At 54.5% G+C, this 20477-nt stretch carries 16 protein-coding genes and 1 tRNA gene; 8 read left to right on the forward strand and 9 right to left on the reverse strand.

The window, feature by feature from the left end; all coding sequences use genetic code 11:
* The first annotated feature begins 12 nt into the window (after nt 1-12).
* Together K239x_RS21910 and K239x_RS21915 are read left to right on the forward strand one after the other, a co-directional pair.
* Nucleotides 13-783 carry an enoyl-ACP reductase FabI gene (locus K239x_RS21910; protein ID WP_145422502.1) on the forward strand — a complete coding sequence of 257 codons (771 nt, stop codon included), beginning with the start codon at nt 13-15 and terminating at the stop codon, nt 781-783.
* A gap of 206 nt (nt 784-989) precedes the next feature.
* The gene (locus K239x_RS21915; protein ID WP_145420506.1) at nt 990-2162 is read left to right on the forward strand and encodes a hypothetical protein; all 1173 of its coding nucleotides are present in this window, start codon (nt 990-992) and stop codon (nt 2160-2162) included.
* Between the two features lie 95 nt (nt 2163-2257).
* Here the strand turns inward: K239x_RS21915 and K239x_RS21920 are convergent, their stop codons facing one another.
* Complete coding sequence (locus K239x_RS21920; RefSeq protein WP_145420507.1) at nt 2258-2959, reverse strand: spermidine synthase family protein; 702 nt, start codon at nt 2957-2959, stop codon at nt 2258-2260.
* A gap of 37 nt (nt 2960-2996) precedes the next feature.
* Nucleotides 2997-3773 (reverse strand): 3-keto-disaccharide hydrolase, encoded by a 777-nt coding sequence (locus tag K239x_RS21925; protein WP_145420508.1) that lies wholly within the window; start codon nt 3771-3773, stop codon nt 2997-2999.
* A gap of 308 nt (nt 3774-4081) precedes the next feature.
* Here K239x_RS21925 and K239x_RS21930 point away from each other — a divergent pair, with 308 nt between their 5' ends.
* Nucleotides 4082-5227 (forward strand): SGNH/GDSL hydrolase family protein, encoded by a 1146-nt coding sequence (locus K239x_RS21930; protein ID WP_145420509.1) that lies wholly within the window; start codon nt 4082-4084, stop codon nt 5225-5227.
* A gap of 439 nt (nt 5228-5666) precedes the next feature.
* On the forward strand, nt 5667-7223 hold the full coding sequence (locus tag K239x_RS21935; protein WP_145420510.1) for a DUF4332 domain-containing protein: 1557 nt from the start codon (nt 5667-5669) through the stop codon (nt 7221-7223).
* A gap of 13 nt (nt 7224-7236) precedes the next feature.
* Here the strand turns inward: K239x_RS21935 and glmM are convergent, their stop codons facing one another.
* Complete coding sequence (gene glmM / locus K239x_RS21940; protein WP_145420511.1) at nt 7237-8577, reverse strand: phosphoglucosamine mutase; 1341 nt, start codon at nt 8575-8577, stop codon at nt 7237-7239.
* Nucleotides 8578-8844: 267 nt separating this feature from the next.
* Between glmM and K239x_RS21945 the strand changes: the two genes are divergently transcribed.
* Nucleotides 8845-10665 (forward strand): phospho-sugar mutase, encoded by a 1821-nt coding sequence (locus K239x_RS21945; RefSeq protein WP_145420512.1) that lies wholly within the window; start codon nt 8845-8847, stop codon nt 10663-10665.
* 1 nt (nt 10666) lies between these two features.
* On the opposite strand, the gene K239x_RS21950 is transcribed toward K239x_RS21945, so the two are convergent.
* From K239x_RS21950 to K239x_RS21975, 6 genes are all read right to left on the reverse strand, one after another.
* Nucleotides 10667-12613, reverse strand: a complete 1947-nt coding sequence (locus K239x_RS21950; RefSeq protein ID WP_145420513.1) for a DUF4129 domain-containing protein — start codon at nt 12611-12613, stop codon at nt 10667-10669.
* Nucleotides 12614-12691: 78 nt separating this feature from the next.
* Complete coding sequence (locus tag K239x_RS21955; RefSeq protein ID WP_419189262.1) at nt 12692-12922, reverse strand: DUF4339 domain-containing protein; 231 nt, start codon at nt 12920-12922, stop codon at nt 12692-12694.
* A gap of 311 nt (nt 12923-13233) precedes the next feature.
* Nucleotides 13234-14064: a metallophosphoesterase family protein gene (locus K239x_RS21960; protein ID WP_145420514.1), complete on the reverse strand. Its 831-nt coding sequence runs from the start codon at nt 14062-14064 to the stop codon at nt 13234-13236.
* A gap of 15 nt (nt 14065-14079) precedes the next feature.
* Nucleotides 14080-14757: a YqgE/AlgH family protein gene (locus K239x_RS21965; RefSeq protein ID WP_145420515.1), complete on the reverse strand. Its 678-nt coding sequence runs from the start codon at nt 14755-14757 to the stop codon at nt 14080-14082.
* 162 nt (nt 14758-14919) lie between these two features.
* Nucleotides 14920-15927: a ketoacyl-ACP synthase III gene (locus tag K239x_RS21970; RefSeq protein ID WP_145420516.1), complete on the reverse strand. Its 1008-nt coding sequence runs from the start codon at nt 15925-15927 to the stop codon at nt 14920-14922.
* Nucleotides 15928-16187: 260 nt separating this feature from the next.
* Nucleotides 16188-16260: transfer RNA gene (locus K239x_RS21975), tRNA-Gly, on the reverse strand.
* Between the two features lie 389 nt (nt 16261-16649).
* Between K239x_RS21975 and tig the strand changes: the two genes are divergently transcribed.
* The 3 genes from tig (at nt 16650) to K239x_RS21990 (ending at nt 20468) form a co-directional block, all read left to right on the forward strand.
* Nucleotides 16650-18146: a trigger factor gene (tig, locus tag K239x_RS21980; protein WP_145420517.1), complete on the forward strand. Its 1497-nt coding sequence runs from the start codon at nt 16650-16652 to the stop codon at nt 18144-18146.
* A gap of 226 nt (nt 18147-18372) precedes the next feature.
* Nucleotides 18373-20136: a SpoIIE family protein phosphatase gene (locus tag K239x_RS21985; RefSeq protein WP_145420518.1), complete on the forward strand. Its 1764-nt coding sequence runs from the start codon at nt 18373-18375 to the stop codon at nt 20134-20136.
* A 62-nt stretch (nt 20137-20198) separates the two neighbouring features.
* On the forward strand, nt 20199-20468 hold the full coding sequence (locus K239x_RS21990; RefSeq protein ID WP_145420519.1) for an acylphosphatase: 270 nt from the start codon (nt 20199-20201) through the stop codon (nt 20466-20468).
* Nucleotides 20469-20477 lie beyond the last annotated feature (9 nt).

Below are 20477 nucleotides of genomic sequence, written 5' to 3' on the forward strand. Positions count from 1 at the left end.
ACCATTTTGATCATGGGCGTGGCCAACAAGAAAAGTGTTGCTTGGCAAATCGCCCGGATCGTCGAATCTGCTGGTGCCGACGTGATTTACAGCGTGCGCAGCGAATCGCGCCGCGAGAGCCTGGCCAAACTGCTGGGGACACGCAAAGTGATCGTCTGCGATGTCGAACATCAGTCGCAAATTGATGACCTGGCCAATCAGCTGGCCGCCGATGACGTGACGATCCATGGCTTGGTCCATTCGATCGCGTTTGCCGACTACCCCGAAGGCATCCGGCCGTTTCACGAAACCACTCGCACGCAGTTTTTGCAGGCGATTGATATCTCGGCGTATTCGCTGACCAATGTGTGCAACGCCTTGAAAGACCGATTCGCCAAAGACGCGTCGGTAGTAACGATCGGAATCAGCACGACGCGGATGGCCAGCGAGAGTTACGGGTTCATGGCTCCTATCAAAGCCGCGTTGGAGTCTTCGCTGGCTTTCTTGACCAAATCGTTCAGCCGATTCAGCGAAGTGCGTTTTAATTCGGTCGCAGCAGGCTTGCTGAAAACCAGCGCATCGGCGGGAATCCCAGGCTACGTCGATTCGTATCTGTATGCGGAAAAAGTCATTCCTCGCGGACGAGCGGTTGCGACAACCGAAGTCGCCAATACGGCGGCATTCTTGCTTAGCCCGCGCAGCAGTGGGATTACGGCTCAATCGGTCGTCGTCGATGCGGGCATGTCGATCAATTATTTTGATGCGGACGTTGTCCAAGCAGTGACCGACGCCGACGTGAATTAAGTATCTTTTGTCCGATGAGCATCACGCCTGTTGGGCGAACTTTGCGGGCATTCTCAACCGACGCGGTCATGTCACGTGGAGACGTCGTGAGTCCTTGGATTTCCCGAGCAAACATTTGACCGCGGCGCGTCGATACTCTCACGACGCAAGACCTCGATCGACTTGCGGCCACCTTCATTTGTTTGCAAAAACTCCGAGATTGTTTAATGCCATTTCTTCGCGGTAGCCTGGGTTTTGAGAGATTTTCCGTCGCTGGTTTCGAAGCTTCAACGTTTGATGACGAGCACATCGAAATCCTGTCCAAGCACGCAGCGGGCCGGAGCGATTCGACCGCCATCGAAAACGTTCACACGGGTTTTCTAGGCGGAGACCACCTCTTTGACCAAGACTTTGATCTCAGCAAAAACGTCGTCAACGATGCGCTGCACGTGAGCGTACGGATCGACACGAACAACATTCCTGCCGCCATTCGCAATGCCTGGTTGCAAATGGAAATTTCCGGCATCGCCAAAGACAGCGAAGACGGCGTCGTCTCCAAGGCGCAGCGAAAAGAGGCCAAAGAGGCGATGGAACAACGCTGCGAGGTCGAAGCGGCAACCGGCAAGTATCGCAAGATGCAGTCGTTTCCACTGCTGTGGGACTACAACCACGAAACGCTCTACTTTGGCGGCAGCGTCGGAAATGCAGCGGGACTCTGCATGGACTTGATCGAAAGTTGTTTTGGCGTGGAACTACGCCGCATTGGTGCTGGCGCGATCGCAACCCAGTGGGGCATCGACACTGATCAGTATGCATTGGTCGATGATCTACAACCCATCAGTTTTATCGATGGCAAAATTAGCTCGCACCATTGGTCCAACGAGCACTCGCAAGCTCCCGATTTTTTGGGCAATGAGTTTCTGATGTGGTTGTGGTGGACCTTGGAGAACGAAACCGACACGATTGTGTTGCCAGATGATTCCGAAGTCACGGTGATGCTGGCCAAAACACTGACTTTGGAATGCCCGCACGCGGAATCGGGCAAAGAGACCATCACAGCGGAATGCCCGATCAAGCTTCCCGAAGCGATGCAGGCGATTCGATCAGGCAAACTGCCTCGTAAAACCGGGATGACGATTATTCGAAACGATCGTCAATTTGACCTGACGCTCAACGCCGAAACGTTTGGCATTAGCGGGGCAAAAATCCACTTGGATGATGACGAAGAATTTGACGACAACGATCGCATCGACGCGATTCGTCTGTTGGGCGAAACAACCGACCTGATGCTCCATGCCTTCTGCAAACAGCGCATCAGCAAAGATTGGGCGGCCGATCAAAAGAACATTCAAAAGTGGCTTTCACAAGGCACCGCGGGCCGCCAAAAATCGGCCGCCTAAGTCCCTCGCATCGGTGTGCGTCACTGCCAGCGTCCGGACTGAATCACCGGACTGAATCACCGGACTGAAACACTGGCCTGAAACACGGGCCTGGCTCACCGAGCAAAGAACAACCAGTCCGTGCAGCGTTCGTCGACCAAGTCGTTCTGGTAGCTGACGTCCTGCACGTGCACTTCACCAAAGACGGCGTGCAGGGCATCGACAAACGGCGATGACTGGTCGTAAGACCAAACGGCCAGCATGCCACCCGGGGTCAAGTGTTGCTTGGCCAACCGCAGCCCCCGCTCTGTATAGAACATCTGACTGAAATCGTCTGCTTGTTCGCCCAGACGTTCTTCAGGCGAATGATCCACATCAATTAGGATCAAGTCAAAACGAGATTCGCGCGGACCGCAAAGCCGCCGGTAAACGTCACACGGAGTCGTTTGCAACCGCTCGTCAGCGTTCAATTCTTCGGAAAGCGGAACGAGCCCTTTCCGCATCCAATCGATCACTTCTGGCAACAATTCGGCAACTTCGACCTTGCCGACCCGGCCCGACGCGAGCGTTGCTTGAGCCGTGTAGCCCAATCCTAAACCACCGATCAGAACCGACAGGTCGGTTCCACCGTGCCGCTCGATCGCAATCCGAGCCAATTCACGTTCGCTATCGGTGTAAAGACTGCTCATCAGGAATTCATGATTGAGCGTCACCTCGGTCACAAACGTCCCGGGGCTTTTCAACAATTCGCGTCGGCGCAAACACAACGTCCCCAAGGGACTGTCTTCGTACGCCAAGATCTCAAGTTTGGATGCCATCCCCAAAGCATAGCGTCCCTACGTCGCAGCAGTGACGCTACTTCAGTTCTTTGACACGAACATTCTTCCAAAGCACTTTGCCTTTGGCGCCCTTGTGGATCTGCAATCCGAAAAATCCCTTGGCGTAAGTTCCGTCGCCAACCCAATGGGCTGCGCCCACACCGTTGACCCAAGTCTTTACGACATCGCCTTTGGCCATGATTGTCAGACGATTCCAGCCTTCACGATCGAGCGCATCGCGTGCTTCCTGGTGGCCTTTTAGCCACAACGGATAGAAGTACCCGCCGCAACTTTGACCATAGATTCCTCCATTCCAATACCGGTCGCCGGTGACTCCTTCCATTTCTGCCTGCGGACCAAACACGGTCACGCCGCCATTTTTGGCTGGTTTTGTCTGAGCCCGAAACATGACGCCCGAGTTCCCATCGACTTCCCATTTCATATCACACGTGAAAACAAAATCGGTGTAGTCATCTTTTTCGGTCGATAGATAAGTGCTGTTGGATCCCGGCACGCAGGTTCCCACAACCAGATCTCCTTGAACTTCAAACTTGCATTCGCCGCCTTTGGGTGACCAACCGCTTAGATCCTTGCCATTGAACAGCGGCGCAAAGCCTTCTTTCAAGTCCGGTTCGGCATCTGTATTGAGCAGCATCTCATCTTTGGGAATGTTCTGCTGACTCTTGTACTTTTCGTACCAAGCACTTTGTTTTGGGTCTACTTCGTCTGCCATCGCGACGGAAGTAACAACGATCGGCGACAGGGTCAAACACAGCAACAGGCTTCGGATTGTCACGAAGGGACAGGCAAACATAAAACTCTCTTTGAATTGCTAAAGGGCAGAAATGCGATCCCCAAATTCTAAACTAAATCCCTGATCATAGCTTTCACTTCTCCATCGATCTTCCTGTGAAAACAGCTGCTACGACGATGCCCCGCAAAACCCCGCCGTTTTGACAACGGCCACCGCCGCACCGGACTCAATCAAGAGACAGCTGAGAGCCCCAAAAGACAATATTGCTCTCTGTTTCGGCGTGAAGCCCCCGAGTCTGATGGTGACGCCTGCCAAGGGTTAGACTGGTCTGGATAAGTTTCCGAACCTTCTGTCTTAGCACCAACACCATGAAAAATCTGCTTGTCGTTTCGTTGACACTTTGCTGCCTGTTGTCCGCTCCCACTTTTGCGCAAGACAAACTTAAAAGTGAGATTGGCAAACTTGATCCTGAAATGGCCGCGAACAAGAAAGCCAGCGACGGCCTGGATTGGCATGATGTGACGACCTGGGATGTCGAAGGACGCATTCTGCCCAGCCAAGAACGACAGCGGTGGTTTGATCGGCTGCCAAGTTCGGCCCAAAAATCGGTTACCAAATCCGTTTGGGGATTGAGCCGAGACAGTGCGGGCATGATGGTGCGGTTCAAAACCGATGCGACCGCCATCCACATTCACTACAAGTTGTTGAAAAAGAACTTGGCCATGTCGCACATGCCCGCCACCGGTGTAAGCGGTGTCGATCTCTACGCGAGAGACGCCGATGGCAAATGGCGCTGGGTCCAGGTAGCACGGCCGACCTCCCAAGAAGTCAAATCGCAACTCGTCAGTGGACTGGCCCCCGGATTTCGCGAATTCGCAGCGTACCTGCCGCTTTACAACGGAGTCGATTCGATGAGCATTGGCGTGGCTCCGGACTGCAAATTTGAAACTTTGGCACCGCGGTCTAAGCCGATCGTTTTCTACGGCACCAGCATCACGCACGGCGCGTGCGCCAGTCGCCCCGGAATGGTGCACACGGCCATCCTGGGACGGCGGTTTGACCAGCCCGTCGTGAACCTTGGTTTCTCCGGCAACGGCAAAATGGATGCCGCCGTCGGCGACTACCTAACACAAATCGATGCGGCTGTTTTCGTCATCGACTGCCTGCCAAACATGAACGCCAAGATGGTGTCACAAAAATGTGTTCCGCTCGTCAAACAAATCCGCGCTGCCAAACCAGACACTCCAATCATCTTGGTAGAAGATCGCCGCAACACGAACAGCTGGATCATGCCTGCACGCGACAAGCACCACACGGCCAACCACCAGGCACTGGAAACAGCTTACGAGCAGTTGAATTCGCTTTCGATCAAGAACCTGTACTACATCTCTGGTGATAAGCTTTACGGAACTGATGGCGAAGGAGCCACTGACGGTTCGCACGCAAACGACCTGGGATTCATGCGACAAGCCGACGTCTTTGAACCAGTGCTTCGCAAGGCAATGCAAAAGTAAAGCGAATCCCCCAGGGTCAGTTCAAGAGCTGCAACGATCCGACGACCATCCGATCGTGCAGCGTCGTGCTTCTTGACAAACCCTTCAGTTCTCCCGCCACGGAAGCGGGATGTTTCCCAAAACTTGTCTGCCCAATCATTGATGATATTCGCGGGCGCAATTCGTCGGCGACCACTTGGGCGGGTCGCGGACAGAATCAGCCGTTCCGGTGTCCTTTCTCACCATTAAGCGGCCTCCAGGCTTCTAGAGGTCTCATCCTACAACACGGCGAAATGCTAGCATCACGCTGCGGACTCGGCTTAGTCGAGGTGGTGCCGGTGGGTTTGGATATCGTAGGGTTGCTTAGCGTCACGAGACCGCTGGGCAAATTGATCGCGTGACGACTGAAATTCAATGCGCAGCTGTCTTGCGCATCGGTCATTCTGCGTGGAGACGTCCTATGAGTTTGCTGATCAAAATCTTGCAAGCGGCGCACTGCCGTAGCACTCATCAGTTTTTTGTGATGGATGCGTTGCCCCTGGTTTCGTCGCCGCGAGCTCAACGGTTCGGATCGGTCCTGCTAAAGCACTACGATGCCTACCTGATCGGATCGAAGGATCCTGACAAAACGTTTCGCGATTTCCGCAATCACGTCCTTCACGTCGGCGACAACCACTGGGGCGGCGCCCCGGCGAGCGCCGAAAAGTGGTACGGCAAACTGCAACGCGAAATGGAAGCGGGCAATTGGCCCGAAGCCGCCTATTCCGCGGGAGTCCTGAGTCACTACTTCACCGACCCGCTGATGCCATTGCACACTGCGCAAAGCGAAAAGGAATCAGTGATTCACCGGCCCTTGGAATGGAGCGTCACGAAGTCGTATTCGAAGATCCGAAAGCGTTGGCAAGACCGCAACGGCAAAACACGTTCATTTGTGCTTCCGCACGGTCCGGACTGGCTATCGACTTCGATCACACGTGGCGCGACGGTCGCTCATTCTTACTACAACGAACTGATCGACCGATATGATTTGGCTGCTGGCAGCCGTAATCCCCCCCAAGGTTTCGACGACCGAAGCATCGATATCCTGGCGACGATGTTTGACATGGCGATTACCGGTTGGGCGCAAGTGCTACAGCGCGCGGCGGATGAATCTCGCGTCCCCATTCCTGACATGCCGCTCAGCATGACGACCGTGATGGCAACGCTGGGAATGCCTTCGGCATGGGTGACCCGGCGTATCGAATCCAATGAAGAACGATCGGCAGTGCAAGCCATTTTTGACGAGTATCAGGCAACCGGCAGAGTGAAGGACAATTTGCCGCCGGAAGTCGCATCGGTACGCCAAGAACGGCAACTGGATGCCTTGCACAGTGGCCCCCCGATCGCCAACGAGCCAGTGGCTAAGCCTGCAGCGAAACCCATTGCTGTTAGCGTTCCCAATTCAACTGACCAAGCGATCCAAACCGCTGACACACAGGACCGTGCCACTGAAGTGTTGCCGATTGATTCATCCGACCAACGCGTCGTCGCAAGCGCCCCCAACGTGGGGCAGCGAAACGCGGCACAATATCGCCCAAGAAAACCAACGCTCTGTCTGGCGGACGACCTGGTGGACGCTCCGTCGATCGGGCCAAGGACGGCCAAGCGATTCGCCGTGATCGGGATTCACACGGTCGCACAGTTCTTGGCCGAATCTCCTGAGCAAATGGCGACCGACCTGGACACTCGTTGGACCACCGCCGACCGGATTCGCGACTGGCAAGCCCAAGCGATGTTGGTATGCGAAGTTGCCAGTTTGTGTGGCTACAAATCGCAATTGCTGGTCGCGGTCGGCTGTCGAACAGCGACGACACTGTCCCAACAACACCCCGATGAATTGCACAACCTGATCAGCGACTTTGCGAAAACAACTGACGGAGATCGCATCCTGCGTGGCAGCAAAGTCCCGCAGGCCGACGATGTCCGTCAATGGATATCCGACGCGAGCGATGCAAAATCACCTCGCAAATCGGCCTAACGCAACCAGCTGCCTACAACAGTTCCGCTGCTGATTGACAAAGCGCGACGGCTTCGGATTCCGTTTCTGCTTCGGCAATCATTCGCACGATAGGCTCTGTGTTGCTCCCGCGGACCAACAACCATTTGTCGTCCCAGGCCAATCGCAAACCGTCGCCGGTGGCGGCTGTCGCATCGCTGTGTTTGGCCACCAATGCATCGAACAGCTCAGGCAATCGATCCGCTGACACGCTGGCTTTGGATTTGTGAATATGCAATTTGGGAAGTTCATCGGCAAGCTCCGCGAGTGACTTGCCGGTTGTCGTCATTAACTCCAAAACTTGCGCCATGCCGACAAAACTGTCTCGCACATAGCCGACTCGCGGATCAATCGGCCCACCATTTCCTTCGCCGCCGTAGGTCGCTTGATTGGCGATCATCATGTCGGCCACATTGGCCTCGCCGACCGCACTACGCATCGACGACACTCCTGCCTGGGCAGCCAATCGTTCGCTCATGCCACTCGTTGCACCGTTGATCACGATCGTGCCGCGCGTCTCTTCGCTGGCCATTGCCAACTGGATGCAAAGTGCCAACGTATATTCTTCGCCAATGTAGCGACCGCCCGCGTCGACCAAGGCCAGCCTGTCTGCATCAGGGTCTTGGCAAAAACCAACCGCGCACTTTTCGTCTTTGACGCGTTGCGAAATGCCGGTCAAGTTGTCGGCGGTGGGCTCAGGCACGTGTGCGAACTGACCATCGGGTGTGTCGCCAACCGCAACGACTTCGCAGCCGAGTTCTTCCAGCAGTCGCTTGCCCAGCAAGCTGCCGGCACCGTGATTGCTATCCAACAGAACCCGATGCTTCGCTGATCGGATCGCGGCAACGTCGACGGTCGCCAGTACTTTTGCAAGGTGTCCGTGGTGCGGATCTGGTTCGGTCGTGGCTGTCCCGATTTTGTCAAAGGTGCACCAAGCGGCTTCGCCAGCCAGATAACCATCACGGATCTTGCCACCCGTCACACCATCAAGCACGCGTCCCTCGCTGCCGAACAACTTGATCCCGTTGTAGGGCGGCGGGTTATGGCTGGCTGAAATCTGCACACCTCCAGCGGCGCCGGAGTCTTTGACCAATACTCCAATGGTCGGCGTCGACGCCACGTCAGCATCAATGACGTCACGGCCGCATGCGGTGAGAGCTGCCACGATCGTTTGCCGCAACATCGGTCCGCTGCTGCGACCATCGCGGCCGACGACGATTTTTCCGGGAGCGACTTGCGCCGCAAAGGCTGCCACGAAACGGCTCGCCACATCGGGCGTCAAAGTCTCGCCCACGATGCCACGCAAACCGCTGACGCTAATAATCAATTCAGCCATGATTTTTCAGTAAGATAGACAAGAGTTGTAGAAAGGAAAACAAGAACGCCGCAGCGACCAAACGGAATCGTCGCAGGCTACGTGACGCGTCAAATATGCAGCACGTCAGCAAAGCACTTCGGTAGGGGCGTTGCAGGCAACAGAATCCCGGGCGTTGCAGGCAACGAGGGCTTGCAAATAGAATCTGACCGAATCCATTGCCGCGAAATATCGTATCCGGCGATCCTATCTTTTGTCGACAGACCCTTCTCCTATCCGAGTCTATTCGTGGAATCTAACGTCCAGTCAGCCCTGCAAGCGATCGAGCAAGCGTCCGACAACGGAGCCCTGAGCGGATCAGCCAAAGAGAACATCCGCGTTTGGCTGACAGAATCTCGCTACAGCGACTACCGTCAAACCGTGATTGACCATATCAACGACAACAATTGGCAGACGTTGGACGATGTGTTTTGGACCATCATTCCGTTCGGCACCGGTGGCCGCCGCGGCCGGATGTACCCCATCGGTTCCAACGCAATCAATGACCGCACCATCGGCGAAAGTGCTCAAGGGCTAGCGGACTACGTCGTCGACTATGCCAACGGCAAAACAGACCTGTCCTGTGCGATCGCTTACGACACTCGTCATCAATCGCGACACTTCACCGAACTCTGTGCGGGAATTATGGCTGCCGCAGGAATCAAGGTTTACTTGCTGGACGACTACCGCGCCACGCCACAGCTTTCATTTGCGGTCAGACATTTTCAGTGCGACTGCGGCATCATGGTCACGGCCAGCCACAATCCGCCCAGCGACAACGCGGTCAAAGTCTACTGGTCCAATGGCGCTCAGATCTTGCCGCCGCACGATTCGGAAATCATTTCGCGAGTGATGAACTGCGAAGAGATCAAGTGCATGCCATTCGACGAAGCGGTGTCAAAAGGACGCATTGAAATTGCCACCGAAGAAATCGATCGCGAGTACTTGGCGGTGAGTGCGGCTTGTGGATTCCCAGGCCCGCGAGACGCCAAGATTCTTTATTCGCCGCTGCATGGTGTCGGCGCCGAAGCAGTGCTCCCGCTCCTGAAGCACGACGGTTTTGACGAAGTCGAAGTCTACGGTCCCCACGAAGAGAAAAGCGGCGACTTTCCCAACGTTCCCGGACACGTCTCCAACCCCGAAAACTTGGCCGTCTTCGAAGCCCCGATCCAATACGCCAAAGCATCAATGTGTGATGTCATCTTGGCCACCGATCCCGACTGCGATCGCTTGGGTGTTGCTGCTCCCATCTCCCTGGACGCGTCAATGGACTGGGACACCTTGGACGGAAACCAACTTGGCTGCGTGCTAACCGATTTTGTGCTCAGCAAACGATCCGAAGCGGGCGACCTGACGCCCGAGCACTACGTCATCAAGACTTTGGTCACCACTGAAATGACACGGATGATCGCAGAAAACTACGGCGTTCGTTGCGTGGGAAATTTGCTGGTTGGGTTCAAACACATCGCTGCAGCCATGGAACAAGAGGGCCCCGACACGTTTGTCTTCGGCACCGAAGAATCGCACGGATACCTGATCGGCCAGTACGCTCGCGACAAAGACGGAGCCGTCGCCTGTTTGTTGATGAGCCAACTGATTGCCGAACTGAAAAAAGACGACCGATCGCTTCATGACTATTTGGGTGACCTGCAACGCAAATACGGCTATCACAAGGAAAAAACCGTAAGCCTGTTCATGGAAGGCAGCGAAGGCATGGTTGCCATGAAGCGATTGATGCAGGCGTTCCGTGACAATCCTCCGAAACGACTGGCCGGCCTAAACGTCACTGGAATTCGCGACTATCTACACAGCACCCACACCGATATCGCCAGTGGAAAATCAACTTCCTTGGACGGCCCAGCGGGCGACTTGATTTTCATGGACTTGGAAGAAGAAGGAAACTACGTCGCGGCTCGCCCCAGCGGCACCGAACCAAAAATCAAGCTCTACAATTTCACGCGACTTTCACCAACGGAGTCGTCTGATCTGAAACATGCCAAACAGGCTTTACAAGAGCGAATCGACGCGTTGGAAAAAGACATGCGAGCCTTTGCACAACTGAACAGCTAAATCACGCCTGCATCGCTTGCCAAACCTGCTTGGCCGCCGCCATGTCTTGCTTGGTCGCTTTACCGCGACCATAAACAATCCGGTTGTATCCTTCGACAATTTGCGACGCCGGGGTCGCGGCACCGGGAATCGCCCCTGCGACGCGTCGCAGGAATTCGCTGGGCGTTTCGTTTTTGTCGCGTTTCCAACCCTGTTCTCGGGTCCAAGCCTCGAACGCCTGAAATGTGATGACGACGATTCGACGCGGGTCCTCTTCCTTTCCGATCGGGTTTCGGAAAGCCGCAAACGGCCGCGGCGGTTGCTGAATCGCTTCTTCCAGCGACGGTGTTGGCGCATCGATCGAAGCGACCGGAGCATCCTGATTCCAAAGGCTGGCCCACCAATGCGCGATTGCGTCGCGATACAGATACACGAACACAGCCACGACGGCAAACAGTCCGGCCATGATGAACAAACGCAGCAACCCGCCCAAGAAGGAAAAGAAAGTTCCCATCGATGACGAACCTGAATCGCTGGGCGCGTCATTCGCCTTCGCGGCACCGGTATCTGGATCATTGGAATCCGGATTACTGGAATCCGGATTACTGGTTTTCGCATCGTTAGCCGAAGCTTCGCTGGGCTGCGACTTTTCTCCTTGCTTGCGTTGCTCGGCTTCCGACTTTCCTTGGTCCTGTTTTGACTTGGGCTCATCGCCGCGCTGATCGTTTTTTTCGCTGCTTGAATCTGGCTTGGATGATTGATCTGGCGGACTCTGTTTGGCCCCGCTTTTTTCAGCATCGTTTTGCTTAGATTGCTTTGGCTGACTTTCGTTAGATTTCTGTTTTGATTTTGAACCGCTGGGATCTTGCCGCGACTGCTCAGCCTTCTGTTTCTCACCCGACTTTGAGCCCTGCGACGGCGTGGATTTCTGACCATCAGGTTTTTGCTTCCCCGACTCGCCTTTACTCTCGCCTGCAGCGCCCTTCTTTGCTCCCGATTGCTTTCCTGGCGGCCCCTCTTCGCCTTTTCCGTCACCCGAATCTCCCGCAGGCGCCCCTTCTTGCGGCTTGATGCTTCCGATTTCTTTGTCTTGCTGGTTTTTGTCCTTAGCGGTTTGTCCTGAATCAGAATCGCCGTCGTCGGCAGCCTCGTCGCCCCATCCCATCGAACTCGACTTAAACCCCTTGGGGGAAGTCAGAAAATCTGGCATCTCGATCGACGCCAGCACTTGGCCCGGCATAGGGGCCAAGTAAGCGACCCCAAGAATCAAACCGATCATGACCACACCGCCGGCAAGCCAAGCGACGGTGACGTCACTTGGCATGTCAACTTTTCGCTGACGCAGATAGCGGCGCAGCCCCAGGAAGCTAGTCGTCACCAAAAGCGAGAGGCTGCTGAAAAGGTAGAACGCCAAATACTTCTGCGCCATTGCCCAAGTCGTCGAATCGGACCGCATCAGAAACTGACCAATCCCAAACAAAGGCAATGCTCCCAAAGCCAGGTACATCACGGTCCGCCCCGGTTGATGAGCCTTCATTTTCGGTCGTGGCTTTGCGGGATCCTTCGCTTCGTCGGACGGCACTACGTCTTCGCTGGATTGCGAAGCGGGTTTGGCAATTTGTTTTTGAAAGGCATCTTTGCCAAATTCGATCAAACCCTGGCCACTTGAATCGACCGAGTCATCGATCAACGTACAGTCGTGAACAATCCGATCACTGAGGTAGGCGATCAACGCCAGAATTCCAACGCAAAAAATGAACGATCCAGGAACGAATCGAACCATCACAACCAACGCAGCCAACGCCAAAGCAATGGCATACCCGATCGAATAATTGCGATCCTGTTCGATAGCGATGCGGGCCACACAGACCGCGCCCATCGTGTACATCAAGAGAGTCCAGGCGAGACGCTGGCTGTACTGACCGTGATAAAGAATCAGCATCAAGAAATTCGCCAAGCTGCTGATCATCAAAAAGATCAACAGCGGCGCGACCGCGATCGCGGCATAGTCAGCGGTCGTTTTGGATTGTCGGCTCAGACCAACAGCCTACTTGTGATGTGCAGGGTGAAATTTATGCCAGGCTTTCATCGCCGGCCCAACACTGCTCATTGGAACCCATTTGCCTTTCGTTTTGCTGCTCTGCAACAACGTCGACGGCTCGATTTTGCCTTTTTGTATACAGGCCAGCAAATCAGGCTCGGAGATTGGCCCTACGCGACGCGACTTGCGCATCCAACCTTTCGCCATGTAATACCAGCCAGTCGTCATCGATCCCATCGATATTCTCCCGGTTAAAAGAAAAGAGTGCCTTGCATCCTGCAACCGCGATCTTTCTGCGCAATGAACGTCAACACATTTAACATCCGATCACGACTGAAAGTTTCGCTTCGTTCGACAGCGTTTCGCTTTTACGAAATTTCCTTCTTTCATAGTAACGTGGTTTCAATCGCCCAGCAGACAAAATGCCAACGTTTTGACGTAGAATCGCCACCCGTCCATCCGTAGAGGCACCTGCGATCCACCATTACGAAGGGTCCGGCGGCACTGAACGCCGGATCTTTCGCTCCGCTTACGCTCGCGGAGGCTCGTCACCTGTCGCCGAGGCTGGCATTCAGGTTCCGCACTTTCCCTTCTGCGGTGCCATCAGCTGGTTCGTCGTTTGGCTCGTTGTTTTCAGCCGACTTAGCAACTGAACGACGTGTGAGACGAAGAACCAATTTCTTGCAGCGAGACCAGCCGCGACCAAGTTGATCAGTAAAATCGGCCAGCGGATCGCGTCGAAGGTGCCCGTGCCGGTCGACCTGAATCACATCACCCGTATCGATATCCATGGCTGAGAGATAGCCATTGCCGAAACAATATGTGTCCACACACACCAAATGTTCCAGATTCAAAATCTGCCCAAACGGCTGCGGCGTATGCCCGACGAACACTCTTTTTCCGCTTCGGTGCGGCGCCGGAGCGGGATCCGGCAAATGAGTCCAATAGATCGTTGAATCCAATTGCTCTCGCATCGGCAACTGCGGATTGTATCCCGCGTGAACGAATATCTCGTTTTCTGTTTCGTAGTAAGGACGCAGTTCTTGAAAAAACGTGATGTGTGTCACGGGCATCTTTCGCAACGAACCACCGTAACTGCTAACCGTTGCCAACCCTCCGCCATTCATCCAAGCCGTCGAATCGACGCCGCCAAACGCAGCAGCCATCAGCATAATTTCGTGGTTGCCTCGCAATGCCACCACGCGGCATTGTTCTTTCAGTTGGACAATTTGCTCTACCACATCACGGCTGCTGGGACCGCGGTCAACGTAGTCGCCCAGAAAGACAATCTCGTCATCAGCGGACGGCGCAATCGTCTCGATCAAAGTCCGCAAAGACTTGGCACATCCGTGGATATCTCCGATCACAAAACGACGCATCAGCAGTTCATTCAATCAGTTCAGCGTGGGATCGCCAAATTTCATACCGGGGGAAATTTCCGCGAGAATGTTTTGACCGCATCGTTTCACTGCACGTTCCCAAATCTCGTTAGGATCCGCAAAAACCAGTTCAGGATCGGCTTCGCCCACCAGCCAACCACCAACACTGAGTTCGTGATCCAGCTGCTGCGGGCCCCAACCACTGTAGTGCGATACATATTTGACTCGCGCGTCGGGACGCCGAAGCAAAATGCGCAAGTGGTCGTCGTCCCCCGTCAACCAAGCAGGTGGGTTACCCAATTCGATCGACATCGACCCCCAAGATTCCATTGGATGATCGTGGACGACATGCTTGGTGCCTTGGAGATTCGATTCCATCGGCCCAACAAAATCGGTCGGCGCATTGGGATCAAATGGGCCGCAGGGTTCGCCGACACCGGCTAAGTCATGCAAGGCAAGCAGCGGTCCTTGAACCGGGCCACCACAAAAAATGAAATCGTCTTCGCGTGGCTGGCCGTCCGTGCTGCTCATTTCGACCAGCTCGCGAAACCGCCGATCCGTTGGGCGATTGATCGAAAGACCAAACGCACCTTCAACATCGTGACGGACCACAAAGACGACCGATCGGAGAAAGTTTCCATCGCTCAAGTAGGGCGAAGCGATCAACAAGCGACCGGTTACATTGACTTTCATTTCCGAGTCCTCCGCTTCGACGAGTGGCTGAGAAGGTATAGAACACTACCTTGCATCACAACATTCTATCAATTTAGCCCGCGATCGTTGACGCAAAACCGACCAATTCACACGGCAAATTTAGATTCCAAGCGGTAGGACACCATTCATCGCGACGACCGCCTACCCGATTGCGAAATGATCTTCCCAAAGGCATCCAGCCCACGACAAACCGACCCCAAACCCTACTAGCATTTTGGGTGCCGCCGCGTTCCAGTTCGAACGACTGCGTAATTGGTCGATCAGAATCGGAATCGTACAGGACACCGTATTGCCGACATCGGCCATTTCGATCGGTAGCTTTTCGGGTGGCAATTCGAGCTGGCTGCGCAGCTGATCCAGCATTTTCCAAGTCGCCTGATGCATCAGGTACAGGTCGACGTCGCCGCGGCTCATTTGATTGTCCGCCAAGATTTCGTCAACAAGCTGAGGAACGGCCTCGACGGTAAAATTGATCAAGCTGGGGCCATCCATGTACAGACGGCTCTTCCAACGTTTTCGGTGCCGTGGTTCGATCGCGTCTTCAGTCGGGCGACCGCCACCGTCAGAAACTAAAAGCATGTCGCCACCACTTCCGTCGCTGCCAAAACGAAAACCCCGCATCGATTGATCATCGGCAGCCTGCACCAAGGTGGCTGCGGCTCCGTCGCCAAAGATCGTCCGCAGGCTACGGTCATCTGCATCGATGTATTTGGAATACGTTTCGGCGGTCAGCAAGAGGATATTTCGTGCCGCACCGCTCTGGATCAGCCCATCGCACATGGCCAATCCGTAGACATAGCCGCTGCAACCCAGATTAAAATCCAGCGCGCCACAACTGGTGCGAAGCCCCAAACGATCTTGGACCAAGCAACTGGTCGTGGGCAGCGGGTAGTCCGGCGTTTGCGTACAGAGCAATACAAAATCGATGGTCGAACGATCGATGTTGTTTTCCTGGAACAATTTCTCGGCTGCCGCGACGGCCAGATCGCTAGCGGTTTCGCCGGGCTCGGCAATGTGACGCTGTAGAATCCCGGTCTTCTCGGCGATCAGTTTCAAGTCCCAGCGAGGAAACTGCTCCTGAAGATCCTCATTCGTCTCGATCCGAGACGGCAGGTGAACGGCGATCGGTCCAAGTTGGGCGTAAGACAAGATGCGTTCCGTGGTTGACCAGATCGAGAGGGAGCGAAAGAAAAGCCACTAAAGCATAGCAACGCCAGCATAATCACAAACAGATGCAATCCGATTGACCAGTCGATCATGCCTGGATCCCGAATATCAGAACAGCGATTGCCAGAACTCACGTCCAGGCTGCCCGATTTTGTCAGAGCGGCTACCCAACACGATGGGGCACCAGATGGACCGATGACGATATCATCGGTCAGCTGCCAGAACCGGCAGGAGAAAAAGAGAGCGGCTGATCGGATTCGAACCGACGACAATCACGTTGGCAACGTGATGCTCTGCCAACTGAGCTACAGCCGCATGCTTCACATGACGGGAACAATGAACACTGTCCGCCAATCACATCTAAGGGAGATCGGCAATCAGGACGACAAACTTTACCGGGCTGATTGCTTTTCGAGCCCAGATTATAGAAACCGCCGCAGGTCCGGCAAGGCCACTGAGACAAAGAACCATGCGACTTCATCGATCAAATCGCAAAATAACCGCGAGATTGCGTGCGAGAAAGGTTTCCAACGAATCGGGACAACTGCCCGCTTGCTGATTTTCACCCGATGGCGGTACACTGCCGGGCCATAAAAAACGCATTTTCACGATTCCTGGCCATCGAGTTCACCTGCCAATCGCTGGTAATTTGAGCCCGCCGGGATTCCCACTCCATTGAATCTATACAGAAGGTCTGTCAAAGGATGTCTACTTCGACCGAACCCGAAACAACTGAAGAAGCAAAGAAACCCATTCAGTTGGATGTCAAGGTAGAGAGTCCGCAGGCTTGTTTGCGCGAGGTCGTTGTGACCATTCCGCAAGGCGAAGTCCAGCGATACCTCAAGGACGCCTACGACGAATTGGTCCCCGAAGCACAAGTACCTGGCTTTCGCGCCGGCCGTGCCCCTCGAAAACTAGTTGAAAAACAATTCCGCGATCGCGTCGTCGAGCAAGTCAAAGGCTCGCTGCTGATGGATAGCTTGGCTCAAGTCACCGAGAGCCAAGATTTTTCAGCGATCAGCGAACCTGACTTCGACTACAACGCCATCGAAGTCCCCGAAGAGGGCGATTTCAAATATCAGTTTTCCGTCGAAGTACGACCCGAGTTCAAGACTCCGGATTGGAAAGGCGTCGAGCTGAAGAAACCTGTCGAAGAAATCTCCGACGCCGACGTCGATACCGCCCTGGCTCGTGTGCTTTCTCGCTACGCGACACAGGAAGCCAGCGACGCTCCTGCTGAAATGGGCGACAAACTACTGATCACGGCTCAGTTCACTCACGACGGCAAAACGCTGTCAGCCATGGACGAAGAACGCGTCACGCTGGAAGAAAGAATGACTTTCTCTGACGCGACGATGGATGATTTCGGCAAGAAACTGAAAGGCGCCAAAGAAGGCGACAAGATCAAAGGCAAAGTCACCTTGGGTGAAAACGCCAGCGACGAATCACTTCGCGGCAAAAAGGTCGACGTCAAAATTGAAGTCGTCGAAGTGCTGAAAGAAGAAACGCCAGAATTGACCGAAGCTTTCTTGGAAGAGCTGGGCGATTTCGAGACCGAAGCAGAACTACGTGCCTTTGTCCGCGACTCGCTAACCCGACAAGCCGATTACCGCACCGAGCAAGCTTTGCGAAGTACCGTCGTCGAAGCTCTCGCAGGATCGGCTTCGTTTGAATTGCCGCCCGAATTGGTTCGGCGTCAAACGATGCGTGAACTGGAGCGAAAAGTTCTGGAACTACGTCGCAGCGGATTCGATGAAGACAATGTTCGTCGTTTCGTTAACGCAACCAAGCAAAACGCTCAGGCTTCGACCGAATCAGCTCTGCGAGAACACTTCATCCTGGAGCAAATCGCTGAAGAAGAAAAAATCGATGCCGAACCATCCGACTACGATCATGAAATTTCGCTGATTGCTGAGCAAAGTGATCAGCCAGAACGTCGGGTTCGTGCTCGCTTGGAGAAAAGCGGCCAAATGGACGCCCTCCGCAACCAGATTGTCGAGCGTAAAGTCATCGAAGTCATCGTTGGAAAGGCCAAAGTCACCGAAGAGCCTGTCGACAACAAAGATGCTGATGACAACAGCGAATTTGCTGTCTATCACAGCGTCTTGCCGACCAAAGACAGCGAAGCAATTCCGGAAGCAAAGTACGAAGACAACAGTCCTCCCGAGGCTGACAAAGACACCGAACGAAACGAAGAGTAGTCGTTCGTTCGGCAGTCAGAAGTGTCTCTCGGACACAGACAGATTAATAATCGAAAACCGCCGGTCCCTTCCGGCGGTTTTTTTCGTGCCTGAAGGGGTCCCATGCGGACCTACGGCGCTGACTCGGGGACATTATCGCGGTCGGGCTTCGTTGTTGGCTGCTGCCACGCCATCTACAATCAACACCTACGAATACCAGTTCGCTCATCGCCTACGAAATTGACTGATGGCTTTTCTTTCGACCAATACCGACGACCCTAATTCTGCCCAACGGTTTGAATTGGTCGAATCCGAAACCGTGCTTGGACGACACCCCGATTGTCATATCGTCGTGGATGCCGGTGCCGTCAGCCGTTTTCACGCCAAAGTACTGCGCAAGAACAAAGAGTTTCTGCTCGCTGATGCCGGAAGCCGAAACGGCACGTTTTTAAACGGCCAGCAGATTCAAAAAGAAGAACCGCTCCGCGAGGGAGACCGAATTCGAATCAGCGATGTCGAACTGATGTTCCACAACGAAGCGGTTCCCGAATTCGCCCGCGGCGGTCACGACATGACCTTTGACGGATCCAAATTTGGCGTGATGTTGGTCGACGACGAAAGCGCTGAAGCCGAACCGCTCTCGTCCTCATCGGCCAAGGTCGAATACCGTACTTCGGTCGACGGCCTCAAGATGAGCGCCACGCCCGAAGCAAAACTGGAAGCACTGATCCGCATCAACAGCAACCTCAGCAACGTGCTGTCGATCGATTCGGTGTTGCCAAAAGTACTGGAAAGTCTTTTTGACATCTTCCCATCGGCTGATCGGGGATTCATCGTCATGAAAAATCCCGACGACACGCTGACGCCGCGCTGGGTCAAAACTCGCAAGGCCCAGGACGAAACCGAAACGGTTCGCATCAGTCGCACCATCATTCGACACGTCATGGAGAGCGGCGAATCAATCCTTTCGCTCGATGCCCTCGAAGACGATCGGTTCGACAGCAGCGAATCGATCGCGGATTTTTCGATTCGTTCTATGATGTGCGCGCCGCTCTCTGATGGCGAAGGAAATACATTCGGCGCATTGCAAATTGACTCGACTCAAGGACGCGGACAGTTTCGCGAAGAAGACGTCGACCTGCTTGCCGGCGTCGCGACCCAGGCTGGCATCGTGATCAACAATGCCCGTCTGCATGAACAAGCACTGACGCAAAGGGAAGTCGAACAGGACCTCAAGCTTGCCATCGAAGTGCAGAAGGCCTTTCTGCCTCAAGCACCGCCTGATGCTCCAGGCTTTCGCGTCAGCAGCTACTACCAAGCCGCTAATCACATCGGCGGAGACTACTTTGACTACATCCACTTCAATGATGGCCGTGTTGGTATCGTGGTCGCGGACGTCGTCGGCCACGGTGTCGCCGCAGCGATGTTTATGGCCAAACTATCTGCGGAAACGCGGTTTTGTCTGGCAAACGACGACGACTTGGCCCGTGCGGTCGAACGCCTAAACGATCGCATGAGTGGTGTTCAAGTCGAACGCTTCATTACGTTCTTGCTGGTCGTCATCGATCCGAACAGCGAAATGATTAAGATCGTCAATGCGGGTCATATGCCACCGATCGTCCGGCACGCGGCGGACGGAAAGATCTCCGAACCTGGTGAAGAAGAATCCGGTCTTCCGATCGCAATCGACAGCGGCATGGATTACGAAACCGTTTCGATCCCGTTTCTCAATGGTGACCTGGCGGTGATGTACACCGACGGTATCAACGAGGCGATGGACTCTGATGACGAAGAGTTTGGCATGGAGAATGTCCGAGCATTGTCTCAGCAGGCCGGCAATGCAGATGAAGTCACCAGCCGAATCGTCGACGCCGTACTCAAGCACGTCGGAGACGCGCCGCCCTTCGACGACATGTGCCTGGTCATCATCGAACGAATCGCACCACCAGCGACCGTCGCGCCTACGACAATGGAAACTGTTGACGAAGACGTCATCGAAACGTCTTTGTAAGAAGCAACCGCTGGAGTCCCATCGACTAACTGTTTCACGCATCACTCACTAGCTTGCCAGCCGTGCAACGTTTTATCGTTCGCTTTACAGGTCACGTTCAAGGGGTCGGATTTCGCATGACGTGCGTGACCGAAGCCAGTGGATTGAATGTCCACGGTCACGTCAGCAATCAAAGTGACGGTAGCGTGCTGATGGACGTCGATGCCTCCACAGCCGATGGCAAAGAACTTGTTCGTCGTATTCAAATCGCACGCGCCGGTTACATCGACGATACGCACGTGGAATCACGTGACTCCCTAAATCGCAAAGCGGGCTTCAAGATCAAAAGCTAGCTGACCTCG

Source organism: Stieleria marina, from assembly GCA_007741555.1.
GTDB lineage: Bacteria > Planctomycetota > Planctomycetia > Pirellulales > Pirellulaceae > K23-9.